Below are 15,692 nucleotides of genomic sequence, written 5' to 3' on the forward strand. Positions count from 1 at the left end.
TTGAACTAATGTTTTTCTTTAAAGAATTAAAAAGCTTTTTTGCAACGAATTAACACGAATTACACGAATAAAAGGCAAAAAGAATAAATTAATAGTTTAAAATTTTCTTTGTTTTAAATTCGCTAGATTTGTTGCTAAATAAGTTGAATTATTGATTTTTAATTAATGAAATTATTTAATTCAATCTATATATTAAATAGGTTGGAGAAATGAATCTTAATGGGGTGTTTGTTGTGAATAGACGAGCATTATTTAAAGATATAGATAGAATTTATACTATACTATTAGCAGATTATGAAAATGAATTCAAAAGTAGGCTAAAGAATAAATCATTTAAGAATATTATCGGGCAATATCAAAAGTTAGATAATATTAGAACTGAGAAAGAGAAGATAAATTGGAATAATGACTTTTATACTAAAGTTACCTATCTATCTATCATCAAATTATTAGTCTTAGAATTTGTTGAAGCTAAAGGTTTGATTAAGAATCTTACCTTAACCAATTACTCTTTGAATACTATCTTCAAAGCTTGTTTTGAAGATTTTGAGGAAGAGATGATTTTAGATTCTAGATGGGAGTTGTTGAGCAAAAATAAGGAGATAATTGCTAAGGTAGATGGGATCTTAAGTAAATATGACTTTACAGATTTAGATACTAAATTATTAGGTGAGGTATATCAACATTTAGTTTCTCAGACTTCTAAAAGAAAGACTGGTCAAGTCTATACTCCTGATAGTATTATCTCTTTTATTTTAAAGGATACTCTAGAGAGCTATGATATCCTTGCAAATCCATACTTGAGATTATTAGACCCTTCCTGTGGAAGTGGTTATTTTTTAGTAGAGGTCTATGATATCTTATATAATAAGTATCTTAGTAATTTAGATAGGTTAAAGGAGCTATATCCTGAGGATAATTGGGATCAAGATATGATACATCAGCATATTTTGAAAAATAACTTGTATGGTGTTGATTTAGATAGTTTTGCTATACAATTGACTATAATATCTTTGTTATTTAAAGATATTGATAAACCATTAGCTATCAGAGATCTAAATATTGAAGTGGGAGATTTTTTGAGGATAGAATTTAATGATCAATTTGATTTTATTATCGGTAATCCTCCTTATGTAGGTCATAAGGAACTAGAGAGAGATTATAAAAAATGGTTGAAGAATAATTATTCAGTTTATGCCGATAAGGCTGACCTCTCTTATTGTTTTTTAGAGAAGGGAATGGAATCCCTTAGCAAGAATGGGGAGCTAATGATGATTACCTCTCGTTATTTTCTGGAGTCGCCTGCGGGAGAGAACTTAAGAGAGTATCTGCAACAAAAGGTCAACATCTTATTTATATTAGATTTTTATGGTCTACAAATTTTTGATAATGTTATTGTAGATTCTATTATTATTAAATTATCTTCTCAAGATAAGTTTGATAATATGATAGAGGTTATTAGACTCAATAATAGAGCACAGAACTTGAAAGGTGAAGATATAATTAGAGAGATAGCTACTAAACAGAAGCGAGATTATTACCAGAGGTTCATGATTAAACAATCCAAATTGAGTAATGATGGATGGAGGCTTTTATCGAAAGAAGAGCAATTAATTTGTAGCAAGATTGAAGAAGCAGGATATCTTCTAGGTGATATCTGTGATAGTTTTCAAGGGATTATTACTGGATATGACAAGGCCTTTGTTTTATCAAAAGACCAGCTTGTAGCAGAACAGATAGAGAGTAAGTTATTGCGACCATGGATTAAAAATCGTCATATTGGACTCTATTCAATAGAAGAAGGGAATAAATATCTAATTTATAGTGATTTAATAAGTTCTTTGGAAGACTTTCCAAACACTATCACTTATTTAAGTCAATTTAAGGATAGATTAAGCAATAGGAGAGAATGTAAGAGGGGTTTAAAAGAGTGGTACCATTTGCAATGGGGTAGAAGTCAGAATATATTTGATGATAGAAAGATAGTCTACCCCTATAAGGCCTCTAAGAATCGTTTTGCTATTGATAATGGTGGGAATTATTGTAGTGCTGATGTTTATTTATTGATACTAAAAGAAGAGTTTAAAGAGCTATTGACCTTAGAGTTTTTGGTAGGTATACTAAATTCTAAAGTATATAACTTTTATTTTAAGAGTTTTGCTAAGAAGATGAGTTATGAAATATATGATTATTATCCTAATACTGTCTTACAATTAAGGGTAAAGGTTGGAGAATATCTAGAAAAGATAGATTCCTTGGTAAGGGAGATTAGGGCTTTAAAAGAAGAGATTAGGCTATTATCTTTCTTATCATACTTAGAGAAAGAGAATTATAATAGTAAAGAAGATTTATATCAAGGTTATATAGAGTTTGTTGAGAGATTAGCTAAGAAAAAAGGTGATATGAAAGATTTGCAAGGAAGATTAGATGGTCTTATCTATTATAGCTATAATTTAAAGCTAGAAGAGATAAAGCTTATCTCTGATAAACTTAGAGAAGGTCAATATGGGAGATTAGAAGAGGAATACCTATATAAGTTAGAGAGTAGAGATTACAAGCAAGTAATTGATAACAGAGTGGAGTTAGCAAGTAGATTAGCCAAGACTTTAACAGAGAAAGATTTATTTAGAGTCCACCACCAGCAAGAGAAGGATTTAGAGAAGGTTGCTCAACAGATTGGCTGTGAATATCAGACTTTAGCTCTATTAAGAAGAGGTTATGCTAAGAAGAATCAAGATTCTTATAGATATTATAGTCACAAGTTATTAAAAGAGAAGATAGGAGAATATATTTCACATAAGGTTAAAAAGATATTGGAGGAGCAAGGTTCATACTTAAGCTTAGAAGAAATTTATCAAAAATTAATAGTTAATAGGAGGATATCAATTCTTTTAGATGCTGTTAGTCAAAAGAAGGATGATGAATTGATTCTTAAGGATATAATCTTTTCTAGAAAATATACATGGAATGAATATCTAAAAAGAAAGAAGAAGGGGCTAGAGTTGAGGTTGCCTTTTATTAATTATGAGACCTATATCTTTGGTTTAACTTCTTGGGATACTCAACATCTGATTTACTTTGAAAAAAATAGTAATAAGTGATGAATAAGAGGTGATAGGTCTTGAACTTATTGCTCATTATTCATCACTTATTGTTACTATTATCCCATATAAATAGAAGGAGGAGTTTCAATGCTATGGCGACCTACTTCATGACCACTAGCGGTGATAACCCCTTCTACTGTTTCATCGGTGAACTGCCCAGTGTGAACTAAATCGCTAATGTTGAATAAGGCAGTCGTTTCATCGGTATAGTGACTATTAATCTGTTCAGCTGGAACACCAATCCCACTTACTGGAGCACCTTCTTTATTTACCCCAAAGAAACGTAGATCTTGTTCAGAAAATTGAGGATTATTGAATTTAATCATCAGATGTCCTGGGGAAATTTCTGCATCTGCTTTAATTTGAAAGTTTTCTGTATTTGTATTTCTATAGTTATCTTTCATTATATTAATATCCCTCCTTAAGTAATATCTATTGTTAATTGACTTGAAAGACAAGTTTATAGTTTAATTAGAAATATTAATTATTAGAGATGATTAGAACTTTGACTTTATTATTATAACCTTCATAAAGATTTAATATACTGTATATTAAATCTTTATGAAGGTTATTGTAGATTTTACAATAAGCCGTAATTGGAAAAATTACTATTTATAAAATTAGATTATTTGCTGATAATATGTAGTGTAGAAGATTATTATGATTTTATGTAAGGGGGAAAAAGATGCTTAGTTTATTACTAAGGACAACCTTTGTATATTTTTTAACCTTAACTGCTTTAAGGCTAATGGGAAAAAGAGAGGTTGGAGAATTGACCCCTTTTGATTTGGTAGTATCACTGATGATAGCAGAGTTAGGGGTAATTGTAATAGAAGAAAGAAATGCTAATCTCATGGATGCGGTTATTCCATTAGTTACCTTGGCTTCAATTGAATTGATAGTATCTTACTTGTCTTTGAAGAATAGCACAGTTAGAAGGTTAATCAATGGAACACCTAGTATCTTAATTAGAAATGGTAAAATTGATCAAAAAGAGATGAGAAAATCCCGTTATAGTATTCATGATTTATTGATGCAACTTCATGAAAATAGCATTTTTAATCCATCAGATGTGGAGTTTGCAATTTTGGAGACCTCTGGTGATTTAACGGTAATACCTAAATCACAGCAAAGGGGTTTAACCCCTCAGGATTTAGGGGTAGAAACTGAATATGAAGGTATTCCTACGATACTAATAACTGATGGAGAGATTAATTATAATGGGTTAAATGATGTCAATTTAGATGAAGCTTGGTTATGGAAAGAATTGCAAAAAAGAGGCATCAATGATTCTAAAGATATTATGCTAGCAGTATTAGAAACTAATGGGAATCTATATCTTTCTACTAAATAAGAAATAATTAGTAATATTTGTTAGGTAATACTTAGTGATTTCCATAGGTTAAAGGATATATTTTTTTCGAAATTGTGGCAGATTAATAATAATATATAATAAAAGGAGGGAATATAAATGGCTAAAGGGCCTAAGAATAAATCTTCTAAGGAATTATCAGAGATGAAAAATAAACAATCAGAGGTATTTACACTTGATGATACTGAAGAGATAAATCCTGATGATTTTGATTCAGCCGATGAATTGAAAAATTTGAAAAAGAATCAGGGAACTTTATCACAAGTTAAAGACACTGAAGAGTTAAATCCTGATGATTTTGAGTAAGGTAAAGGATTAAATTCTAATAACCTTTAATTCTTATAAGCTAGATAAAGGCAAGAGCAGTAGCTCTTGCTTTTAAATTTATTTAAAAATCTTAAACAGGGGTGTTATTATGGCAAAGATTAAATGTAATGTAGAGAGTTGTGCCTATAATGCTAAAAAAATATGCAGTTTAGAAGAAATTTTAGTTACTTGTGATGACAATGGAGAATTTAGTAGATATGCTGAAGGGACCAAATGTGCAAGTTTTGCAAGAGAATAATTACTAGCTGGCATTATGCCAGCTTTTTTTAGCAGGAATTATATCATTTATACTGAAATAGATAATATAAAGAAAATTCTAATATAAATAATTGATAGTTTAGGAGTGGTGAGTATGTCTGCAGAAGATAGAAGAATGATGCTCTTAAATAAATTAAAAAAGGCAACTAGTCCGATAATTGGTTCTGATTTAGCAGATACCTTCGGAGTTAGTCGCCAAGTAATTGTTCAGGATATTGCATTATTAAGGGCACAGGGGGAAGAGGTATTAGCTACAGCAAGAGGCTATATGGTACCCCAAGATAGTAATATGGTAGAAAAGACAATGGCATGTAAGCATAAACCTGAAGATATAGAAAAAGAACTGTTAACTATAATTAAATATGGTGGTAGAATAAAGGATGTAATTGTTGAACACCCTATCTATGGTGAGATTAAAGGGATATTAATGGTACAAAATCGTAAGGACTTGGAGGAATTTATGGAAAATTACCAAGGAGAAGATGTCAAACCACTATCAACATTGACTGAAGGTGTACACTTACATACTATTGAAGCTTTAAATCAAGAGGTATTGGAATTAATTGAAGAGAAATTAAGAGAGCAGGGCTTTTTATTACAGAGCTAATATAAGGAGTCAGGAGTTGATAACAATTAGTATAAAAGAGGAGAAGACTGTTCCCTTTTTAATTACTATTTCTTATTTGGCCTCTTTCTTATTAATTAGATTGATGGTATTAATTGCAGGATCTGCAGAGAGTACATTTGCTCAGGTGGCTAAAGAGGGATTAAGTCCTGATACTAACTTCTATATAGGAAGAAATATAATTCTATTTGGGCATCATATCCATCATTTTTATTTTGGGATAATCTTAATTGCTATTGCTGGTTGGATCGCTATAGTTGGTTCATCTATCTTAAACAGAAGGCATGCAGCAGTACTTTATGGGATGGGATTAGGACTCTTTATGGATGAGATAGGGCTACTATTGACCTGGGGGAATTACTATTCAGGATTAACTTATTTATTGAGTCTATTTTTAATAGGCCTATTTTTGAATATAGTCTTCTTTCCATACTTTTGGGCAGAGGTTAGAAAGAATCTTGTAGAATCAAATATAAGTTCGATTATTTGGAATACTTTATTAAGTTACACTAATTTTATAAAGGTGGCGGATAAGGTGAGTGAAAAGACTGGAAAGACTGAACGGGCCAGTTTGATCTTTACTGGTCTGATGTATTTATTTGTAGGAATATTAATCTTATTATACCCCCAATTTGTTTATTATTGGGTTGCGGGTATCTTTTTAATTCAAGGTGTATCTTCTTTAGTTAGTGCTTGGCAGAAGAGTGAAGATAAAGAATAAGAATTGGCTCTAGAGCCAATTCTTATTCTTTATTAAAATAGTTTATGTTAGAGTTAATGGGTATATTGCGACACTTTCGTGTTAGTGTGAGTTATGAGTGTGAGTGTGTGTGAAGTGCCTCTCTATTGGGAGTTACTCACACTCACACACCCGCACACCAACTCACACTGATATTTAAAAGTGTCGCATTATCTCTATATTATATCAATTCTTTAAAGCATAAATTGATTTATGACAGTTAATTCAATCAATTTACAATAACTTCCTTTGAAATTCTACATCTCTCTAGGTATAATGATATTCGTTCGTTGGAAAATTACAAAAATGATCAATGATGATAATTTAGTTCTATTTATAAAAAGAAAATAATCAGGAGGTGTAGTAAAATGAAGAAGAATATTGCTATAGTATTAGCTTTAGCGATCTTATCAATGGGTATATTCACGGCAGTAGGTGAAGCGGCGACTTTAGGTCATAGATTATTACACTTTGGTGCTAGGGGTAATGATGTGAAGACATTACAGCAAGAATTGGCTAAGGAAGGTTATTTTACAGTTGAAGCCACTGGTTACTTTGGTCCTATAACAGAAAAAGCTGTTATTAATTTCCAAAAGGATAACAGAATTAGGATTGATGGTATGGCTGGGTATGAGACCATTAATGAATTAAAGGATGGAAATGAGTATAAGAATATGGCAACTGTTAATAATTATTCTAAGTATAGAGTTAATGTAACCCAGGAAGAGTTAAACTTATTAGCAAGAGCTGTTTACTCTGAAGCAAGAGGGGAAAGCTATGAAGGTCAGGTTGCTGTAGCATCTGTTATCTTAAATAGAGTAGCAGATCCAAGATTTCCAAATACTATTAAAGGAGTTATCTTTGAGCCCTGGGCCTTTACAGCAGTTCATGATGGTCAATTCTGGTTAACACCAGATCCAAAGGTGATGGATGCCGTTTATGATGCTCTAAAAGGATGGGATCCAACTGGAGGAGCGGTATTTTACTATAATCCAGCGAAGGTAACATCTTACTGGATTTATACTAGAGAGATTATCACAAAAATCGGAAGACATTATTTTGCTAAGTAATAAAAATAGCTCCTTAAGGGGCTATTTTTTTACATATTTAATGTTATTAATTCTAAAGCACAGAAAATTAAGGTTCAATAACGAACTTTGTGATTAACACTAATTATAGTTACAGATATAATTTTAAGAATTTGGAATCAGGAGTCAGAAAGCTGTGAATTATGCTGATTCCAGATTCCTAATAACTGATTTATGAAAGTATTTTAATATCTACATATTATACTAATTATTCTACTAGAATTTGATATAGGCATCATATATTCTTGTTACTTTATTATAAAGTATATCTTTTAGAAAGTTTATTGATTTGATAATAATTGGACTAATAAGTTTAAATTACAGAAAGAAACAATAGTTTTAAAAAGAAGGAAAAAATTATTTTTTGGAGAAATAATGAGAATAGTTAAAGTGTAATTATTAAGGAGGTAGAGTATGGGAGGGAGTGAATTTAGTCCTCTTAATGAAGTAGAGGACATAGATGTAGAGGAGGAGATTAAAAGTACTTCAGATACGTTATTAAAAGAAGATAATGGTGAAACTGAAGAGGATTATATTCATATTCAGGGTAGAGTCTCTTATGGTGGAAAGAGTAAGGTACATGTATTATTTATTGCCATTATAGGTATAAAGAGTAGTAAATTAATAAACTTTGAAGCAACAGTTAGCAATAGAGATGAGCTATTATATGTTCCAGCTGATAATAAGGGTTTTTTAAGAATTATTTCTAAAACTTCTGAAGAAGAGAAGAAAAAAGGTAGAATGGTTCGAGCCAAACTCAAAGAGAGACTTACAGAAGAGGATATTGAAGAACTTATTAAGCTCTTTAAAGCAGATGCAATTGATGAGATTAATCAACGTTTTAAATCGCGATTGGGAGATATAGTTAAGGAATATGTAGAAGTAGCTTTATTTATGGAATTAAAGGATTATGAGGAGCTAGAGGAGAGGTATCCTCATCTCTTTTATGAGAGAGATGAAGAGGTAAAGGAGGGTGGAGGTGATAATCAAATTATAATTGATTGTCTTCCTCAGATTTCTGCTGTTCACGGGAAGAGAATAGGTGAATTAGAAAAAAATGATATGATTTTGGTTAGGTTGTCAGAAGTTGATTATCGTAATTTTTCTGAGAAACTATCAGATATTATTATCGATAATGATAAATTAGAGGTACGGGTTGAAGATATCTATTTTAATGATAAACAGAAGATGTATTACTTACATTTAGACTTAGGAGAAGATATTAAAGGTAGGTTGATTGTTGAGTCGCAATCAGAATTGAAGTTAGCTGTACCAAAAGTTAAAGATAAAGAAACTCCTGGGAAAAGGTTATATAAATCTACTAATAGTCAAGGGATAATTTTTTATAGTTTTGTAGCAATATCAATTCTGGCTATAGTAACTATTGTCTTATTTTATTATATTTAATGATTTATCAAGGATGAATTGCTAAAGTCAATAAATTTTGATCTTATTCTAAAGTATCCTAACTTACTCTACTTATTTTTTATACAGAGTTTATCAATAATTTTAAAAAGCTAGGAGGAATTATTCCTCCTAGCTATGTTTATAAATATGGGTTTTTAAAATAGACATAATATAACTTTTTTTGGCTTTATTACTCATTAGTAGTTGCTGTATTAACAGTTACTTCTTCTAAGATGATATTCTCTGATAATGGTGTAACCTGTTTTGCAATTACATCAACAGTAATATTATTAGTCTGTTGATACATTGCTTCATTATTAGTATTTAAGACTTCATCGGGATTTCCATCTTGGTCTAAGTCTTCTCCAGTAACTACCTTAGCTGTAATAGTATAAGTTCCTTCTTCAAGTCCTCTTAATAGGAAGGAACCAGCTGGTTTATCATTTTCATCGATAATTTCATCATTATTTGTATCCATAGCTTCAGCAGTAGCTATTGTTGATGCCATTTTTGTTCCATCATTCCAAGCCTCTACTATAACATCATTTCCAGTAATAGCTTGACCAGCAGTATCTACTACCCTTCCTTGGATATCGCCAGAGATAACTTGGTCTATAATCTTGATAGCAGTAGGCCTTAAGATTATCTTACCACTTTTTCCAGCACTATGCATAATCTTACTTACATCAGCGTCTAATAACAATCTAGTAATCTTCCCATCTTCAATAGTAAAGTCATGATTAATCTTTAAACCAGTTTGAGTTCCACTTGGAACAGTCAAAGTACGAACTGTATTATCTTTAAAGACAATCTCTGAATTTTGTGAAGCAAGAATCAATCTAATCTGATTATAATGTCCAGCTTCTAACATCTTTTGTCCTAATAATTCTTGGTCAAAGCGCAAGGTCAATAAATCAAAGGTGGCTTCTTCACCATTATCAGTAAAATCATTGATTGTTTCCCAGACCTCTTGACCATCATTTACACGGCTAACCTGTACTTCAGAAAGGGTTACGTTGACCTCAGCTACATTATTTACAGGGGCATCAGCAAGGGATAAAGCTAATTCACCACTACCACTGCTAAGGGTAGTGCTACTATCTCCATCACTACATCCTGTGATTGCTAAAGATAATGCTAATAATGCGATTAAAAGAAATGATCTTTTCTTTGTCATATCTATCTCCTCCTTAATTTAATTATATAGTTAGATTACTTATCCATGATTAGATTATATTAGACTGTGAGATAGATTAATGTAAGCTGTCATACAAAATATGAATTTGGGAGATTTGATTTGTTATATTTTATGGGGATATTGCGACACTTTTGTGTCGGGAACCAGGAACCAGGAATCTGGAATTAGTATGGTTTACAGGTTCCTGATAACTGATTCCAGATTCCTAAAAATGTCGTTTTTTCTTTAAATTATATCAGTTCTAATACTAATACAATTCTTTACTATATTAATTCGAGCTAATAGTTGATTATCTTCTTTGTAGTTATAGGTTAACTTCTTAAATCTTGCTAAAGTTAAGATTAAATGGAATTAAATCGCCCCTCTCTAAGAAATTGTCTAATTATCTTTAGTGAAACTTCTGTCTCTTGGTGTATCTCTTTGATATTTGAGCCTGGATTATCCCAGAGATAATCTCTTATCTTGTGGAAGTTTTCTCTCTCTGCTTCTATACAGTCAGGACATAGACTCTGTCCCTGATTAACAAAGATATGGTTGCATTTCTTACAATTTTTAAGCTTCATCTCTAACCCCATAGTTATCACCCCTTTAAATCAGCAGATTTATAATTTTAATTATCTTTCAATAATATTATCATATATTTTAAAGTGGATTAATGTAAGGAGTCATACATAATAGATAATTTAATTGCAATCAAAAGTGGGATAATATAAAATAAGTGACGGGTAACCAGTCACAAGCAGTAAAATTAATTAGAAGCTTAAATATTAATTTAAATTATGGGGGTATTAATATAAATGTATGATTATAGATTAAATCAAATCGAGTTATTATCACCAGTGGGGAATTGGGATAGTTTATATGCAGCAGTACAGAATGGGTGCGATGCTGTTTATTTAGGGGGTAAGAGCTTCAATGCTCGTAAGAGTGCTGATAATTTTAGTACTGAAGAATTGAAAGAGGTCTTTGACTATGCCCATATCCGTGGAGTTAAGGTCTATGTGACAGTTAATACTCTTTATAAGGACAGTGAGATTAAGGGGGTATTGGAGTTTATTGAAAGTATTTATCAGTATGGAGTAGATGGAGTGATTCTACAGGATCTAGGAACTGCTAAGTTAGTGAAAGATAACTTTCCTAACTTAGAGCTTCATGCTAGTACTCAGATGACTATACATAACTTAGAAGGTGCAAAGTATCTAGAAAAGTTAGCTTTCTCGCGGGTGGTGATGGCTAGAGAATTATCAATTGCTGAGGTTAAGGAGATAGCCAAGAATACTAATTTAGAGATAGAAGCCTTTGTCCATGGAGCTTTGTGTGTTTCTTATTCAGGACAATGTCTAATGAGTAGCTTGATTGGAGGGCGAAGTGGTAATCGTGGTCGTTGTGCTCAGCCTTGTCGCCTTCCTTATAGCTTAGTCGATTTAGAGAGTGGTGAGGTTATTAAAGAGGAGCATGCCAAGAAGCATCTACTTAGTCCAAAGGATATCAATACTTTAGAGATTATACCTGAGTTGATCGAGGCGGGTATTACTTCCTTTAAGATTGAGGGCAGGATGAAGCGATCAGAATATACTGCTTTGGTAACAGAAAAATATCGGAAGTATATTGATGGATACTTTGAGAAGCAAGCTTATCAAGTTTTAACTAAAGATCAAGAAGAGATAGAGCAAATCTTCAACCGTGGTGGCTTTATTCCTGGCTATTATCTAGGTAAGAATAATTTAGATTTAATCAGCCATCAACGTCCTAAGAATTGGGGCGTCAAAGTGGGAGAGGTGCTTGCTTATAATCAACAGACTAAAGAGTGTAAAATCAAGTTATTCAAAGACCTTAGTGAAGGTGATGGGATTGAGATATGGGTTGATGGTGGTAAAAATACAGGGATGGTACTTTCAGATTATCAGCAAATTAGCAAGAATATTATCTCGGTGGAGATTAAAGGAAAAATCAAAGAAGGTAATCCAGTCTATCGGACTTCACAGAAGGAGTTGTTGGAAAGATTACAAAAGAGTTATGTATTGCCTGATACTAGCAAGAAGGTTGAGATTTTTGGACAATTATCAGCTAAACTAGGTAGACCGATGGAACTAAGCCTATGGGATTCAGCAGGTCATTATGTCTCGGCTCAAAGTGAGTTTATCCCTGAAGAGGCTCAAAAGCGGGCAATTAGTGATGATGATTTTGAGGAACAATTAAGTAAACTGGGAAATACACCTTATGAATTAGAAAGCCTAGAGTTGGATATTGATGATAATCTCTTCATTCCTATCTCTAAAATCAATGAGTTACGCCGTGATGGAGTAGAGAAGTTAGATTATCAGCGTAGTCAGCAGTTTATCGAGACTTCTAGGAATGATAGAATCAAAGATGAGACTTTGAGCTTAGAGAGTTCGAAGCTTGGAGATAAGAAGGAGTTAGCCGTATATCTAAAATCCTTAGATTATATCGAAGCGGTTTTAGAGTTAGGAGTAGATAGGGTCTATTGTGATAGTCGAGGATTGCAGGTAGAGAAGATACTTGATAAGTTTAAAGGTTATCAGAGCCAGTTGTTTGTAAAGTTACCTCAAATCTCCCGTTCAGCAGAGATGAAGAGGGTCAAAAAAGAGATTGAAGAGTTAGAGCAGTCAGAGATTAGTGGTTATCTAGTCCCACAGTTGGGAGTAGCGGAGCTGTTAACAGATAGTGAAAAGCTGTTAATTGCTGACTATCCACTGAATATCTTCAACTCTTATACTGTTAAGCATTGGCAGAAAGAAGATTATCAGAGTGTAGTTCTCTCCCCAGAGCTGAATCTACAGGAGATTAGAGAGCTAGCTAAGTATAATAATATCGACAAAGAACTGATCGTCTATGGACACTTACCGATGATGATAACTGAGTATTGTCCAATTGGCAGTGTGAAGAATGACTTCTCTTCTGATAGGAAGTGTAAAACGGAGTGTGCTAATGGTAACTATGGTCTCTTAGATCGGAAGGGGATGGTAGCTCCAATCGAAACTAGCCCTAGTAGCTGTGCGACAATTATCTATAATAGTCAGCCACTATATTTGATTGATTATCTAGATGAGATTAGTTCAGCTGGTTGTCAAAGCTATCGTCTGGATTTTATTTTGGAGGAGAAGGATGAGGTGCTTGAGATAATTAAAGCTTATCAGGCTAAGTTAAAGGGTAAAGATGTGGATTTGAGTGAGTTGAGCTTTAGGTTTAAGAAGAAGGGATATACTACTGGGCATTTTTATCGGGGGGTGAAGTAAGGGCAGTGAGTAGTGATGTGTGACGAGTAATGGATAAAAAGAAAAGATGATGAGAAGTCGAGGCGATAGCTTCGGCTTTTTAATTACTATTAGGCATTACTGTTACATAGGTTAGTAAACTTAAAGTAATAGTAATTAACTATGATTGTTTCAATTAAAGATGTTTTCTATAACTTTTAGAAGTAATTTGCAGGATTTTAACAGATATAGTAGTAATATAGTGGTAGATAATTCTTTTAGTGTATATAAAAGACATGAATTGGTTATAAATTTTATAAGGGATATATTAAAGTTGAAAGGAGCTAATTTATGTCTTTATATTATGAAACAAGCAAAATAGGGGAGCAAATAGTTGATCTTTATGAAAGTAGAGAGGGTGGTTTTAGTAGAGATAATAAAGATTTATCAAAATCAAATGTGAATTTAATATATGAAAATTCAGAAACAGATGATTATTTATTAAATATTGGTGTTAAGAAATTAAAGTTAAAAGGGTATAGTCCTAAAACAATAAAAGCGTACTTAGGACATCTAAAGAGGTTTAAAGGATTTATTAATTTAAATTGGGATCATGTAAAGGAAGGGGATATAAATAATTATATTTTATTTTTATTAGATATTAGAGAAGTTTCTCATTCTTTTGTCAATCAAGCTGTTAGTGCTATTAAATTTATGATGCTAGAAGTCTTAAATAAGCCTAGTATTGCAATTGGAATACCTAGACCTAAAAAAGAGAATAAATTACCTATTATATTGAGTCAAGAAGAAATATTTAATATATTGAAGTCTATAACTAATAAGAAACATAAAGCTATTATAGCCCTTATTTATTCAGCGGGGCTGAGGATAGGTGAAGTAGTTAAATTAAAGCCTCAAGATATAGACAGTGACAGGATGTTAATTAAAGTTTATCAAGGAAAGGGGAGAAAGGATAGATATACTCTGCTTTCTCAAATAGCTTTAGATGTATTAAGAGAGTATTATAAAGAATATCAACCTAAGTATTGGCTTTTTCCAGGTGGGAAACCTGAATCTCATTTAACATCAAGGAGTGTACAAAGAGTCTTTAAATCAGCTTGTAAGCAAGCTAAGATTAATAAGAGTGTAACAGTACATAGTTTACGCCATTCTTTTGCTACTCATCTTTTAGAGAATGGAGTTGATCTTCGTTATATTCAAAAATTGCTTGGACATAGTAGTTCAAAAACAACAGAGATATATACTCATGTAAGTAGAAAAAGTATTAGAAATATTGAGAGTCCTTTAGATAAGTTTATAGATTAAATGTATATTAAAGTAAATATTCCCGACATACTTCGCAAACAATTATTAATCAGAGGTATTTGCGACATGTTGTGTCGCAAATACTACAATGTATTGATTATATACGAATGTCGGGAAGATAATAGTTAGGCGACAGAAATGGCTAAGTCTTTTATAATGCTTTTATGATAGATTGAGTTTTATATCAGATTATTAAAATTATAGTTTTTAAAGTAATAATACTCATATAAATAAAAAGACCTTTTAACTTTAACTAGGATAAAATTTAAGATTAAAAGTGATATTGTGGTGGTGACTTATGAAACCCAGCTTTAATCATAGGTTAATTCAAATAATATGTTACAAAAATAGTTTATAAAAATAATTTACAAGAATATTTTAAAAGTCAACATTAAGGAAATTATTGCTTGGCTTAAGTACAGAGGTAGATGATTCTTATTCAAAAATTGCTGCAATTAAGTTTAGCATGAAAAATTAAAGAATGATGAAGTTGAGGTGCTTTAAGCGAGTTAATCTTATAGAAAAAGTAAGTTAGTGTATATCAACTCTTATATAAAGTAAGCAGATTTATATTAAATTGGATTTATAGTAGCATCATAAATTGTAGATGTAGTAAGAAAGGTGGCTGTAATGAGCCAAGCAATAATTTTAATTTAAGTAGTTGGAGGCAAGATAAAATCAATAAAAGCAAGAAAAAGCTTTGTTGATAATTGCTGCAGTAATGAAGTAAAATAATTGAATATTTGGTGTTTGTTTTTAGATTTTAGCCTATATTTGAAAGAGCTGAGATGTAAATGACGCCATTACCATCGCCTAACATGAGTTTAGCTACATCCTAATTTGGGTGGATGGATGAAGATTGGAGCTAACTTATGTGAGACTTAGAGGTTAATTTTAGATTAGTAGGTAATCGAGGACGTCGCGAACCCCAGGAACGTTATCTGAAAGAGGTGGCTAAGTTTGGTATATTGAAATTTTTGCTGAATACTTGATCATAATACTGAGGATAACTTCAGTTGTAGAGGGTTGTACA

General features: G+C 31.9%; 13 protein-coding genes. 10 read left to right on the forward strand and 3 right to left on the reverse strand.

Annotated elements, in window-relative coordinates; translation table 11 throughout:
* Nucleotides 1-233 precede the first annotated feature (233 nt).
* Nucleotides 234-3,101, forward strand: a complete 2,868-nt coding sequence (locus ACTCDL_RS08050; protein WP_463175658.1) for an Eco57I restriction-modification methylase domain-containing protein — start codon at nucleotides 234-236, stop codon at nucleotides 3,099-3,101.
* 59 nt (nucleotides 3,102-3,160) lie between these two features.
* Here the strand turns inward: ACTCDL_RS08050 and ACTCDL_RS08055 are convergent, their stop codons facing one another.
* On the reverse strand, nucleotides 3,161-3,508 hold the full coding sequence (locus ACTCDL_RS08055; RefSeq protein ID WP_463175660.1) for a hypothetical protein: 348 nt from the start codon (nucleotides 3,506-3,508) through the stop codon (nucleotides 3,161-3,163).
* Between the two features lie 281 nt (nucleotides 3,509-3,789).
* Here ACTCDL_RS08055 and ACTCDL_RS08060 point away from each other — a divergent pair, with 281 nt between their 5' ends.
* The 7 genes from ACTCDL_RS08060 to ACTCDL_RS08090 all read left to right on the forward strand — a co-directional run bounded on the left by ACTCDL_RS08060 (nucleotide 3,790) and on the right by ACTCDL_RS08090 (nucleotide 8,920).
* Nucleotides 3,790-4,458, forward strand: a complete 669-nt coding sequence (locus tag ACTCDL_RS08060; RefSeq protein WP_463175661.1) for a DUF421 domain-containing protein — start codon at nucleotides 3,790-3,792, stop codon at nucleotides 4,456-4,458.
* 117 nt (nucleotides 4,459-4,575) lie between these two features.
* Entirely contained in the window at nucleotides 4,576-4,782 is a 207-nt protein-coding gene (locus ACTCDL_RS08065) for a hypothetical protein (RefSeq protein ID WP_463175663.1), read from the forward strand.
* Nucleotides 4,783-4,891: 109 nt separating this feature from the next.
* Nucleotides 4,892-5,041, forward strand: a complete 150-nt coding sequence (locus tag ACTCDL_RS08070; RefSeq protein WP_097019522.1) for a DUF1540 domain-containing protein — start codon at nucleotides 4,892-4,894, stop codon at nucleotides 5,039-5,041.
* 114 nt (nucleotides 5,042-5,155) lie between these two features.
* Nucleotides 5,156-5,668, forward strand: coding sequence for a 3H domain-containing protein (locus tag ACTCDL_RS08075; RefSeq protein ID WP_463175664.1), 513 nt, complete (start codon nucleotides 5,156-5,158; stop codon nucleotides 5,666-5,668).
* A gap of 16 nt (nucleotides 5,669-5,684) precedes the next feature.
* Entirely contained in the window at nucleotides 5,685-6,407 is a 723-nt protein-coding gene (locus tag ACTCDL_RS08080) for a hypothetical protein (protein ID WP_463175665.1), read from the forward strand.
* Between the two features lie 386 nt (nucleotides 6,408-6,793).
* Nucleotides 6,794-7,495: a spore cortex-lytic enzyme gene (gene sleB / locus ACTCDL_RS08085; protein ID WP_463175666.1), complete on the forward strand. Its 702-nt coding sequence runs from the start codon at nucleotides 6,794-6,796 to the stop codon at nucleotides 7,493-7,495.
* A 432-nt stretch (nucleotides 7,496-7,927) separates the two neighbouring features.
* Complete coding sequence (locus tag ACTCDL_RS08090) at nucleotides 7,928-8,920, forward strand: hypothetical protein (RefSeq protein ID WP_463175668.1); 993 nt, start codon at nucleotides 7,928-7,930, stop codon at nucleotides 8,918-8,920.
* Between the two features lie 190 nt (nucleotides 8,921-9,110).
* On the opposite strand, the gene ACTCDL_RS08095 is transcribed toward ACTCDL_RS08090, so the two are convergent.
* Complete coding sequence (locus ACTCDL_RS08095) at nucleotides 9,111-10,097, reverse strand: DUF4382 domain-containing protein (protein ID WP_463175669.1); 987 nt, start codon at nucleotides 10,095-10,097, stop codon at nucleotides 9,111-9,113.
* 362 nt (nucleotides 10,098-10,459) lie between these two features.
* Nucleotides 10,460-10,693 carry a hypothetical protein gene (locus tag ACTCDL_RS08100; protein ID WP_463175670.1) on the reverse strand — a complete coding sequence of 78 codons (234 nt, stop codon included), beginning with the start codon at nucleotides 10,691-10,693 and terminating at the stop codon, nucleotides 10,460-10,462.
* A 222-nt stretch (nucleotides 10,694-10,915) separates the two neighbouring features.
* On the opposite strand from ACTCDL_RS08100, the gene ACTCDL_RS08105 reads away from it, so the two are divergent.
* Together ACTCDL_RS08105 and xerA are read left to right on the forward strand one after the other, a co-directional pair.
* Nucleotides 10,916-13,375 carry a U32 family peptidase gene (locus ACTCDL_RS08105; protein ID WP_463175673.1) on the forward strand — a complete coding sequence of 820 codons (2,460 nt, stop codon included), beginning with the start codon at nucleotides 10,916-10,918 and terminating at the stop codon, nucleotides 13,373-13,375.
* A gap of 309 nt (nucleotides 13,376-13,684) precedes the next feature.
* Nucleotides 13,685-14,659, forward strand: a complete 975-nt coding sequence (xerA, locus tag ACTCDL_RS08110; RefSeq protein WP_463175674.1) for a site-specific tyrosine recombinase/integron integrase — start codon at nucleotides 13,685-13,687, stop codon at nucleotides 14,657-14,659.
* The last annotated feature ends 1,033 nt before the right edge of the window (nucleotides 14,660-15,692 follow it).

The organism is Orenia sp. (genome assembly GCF_055140805.1).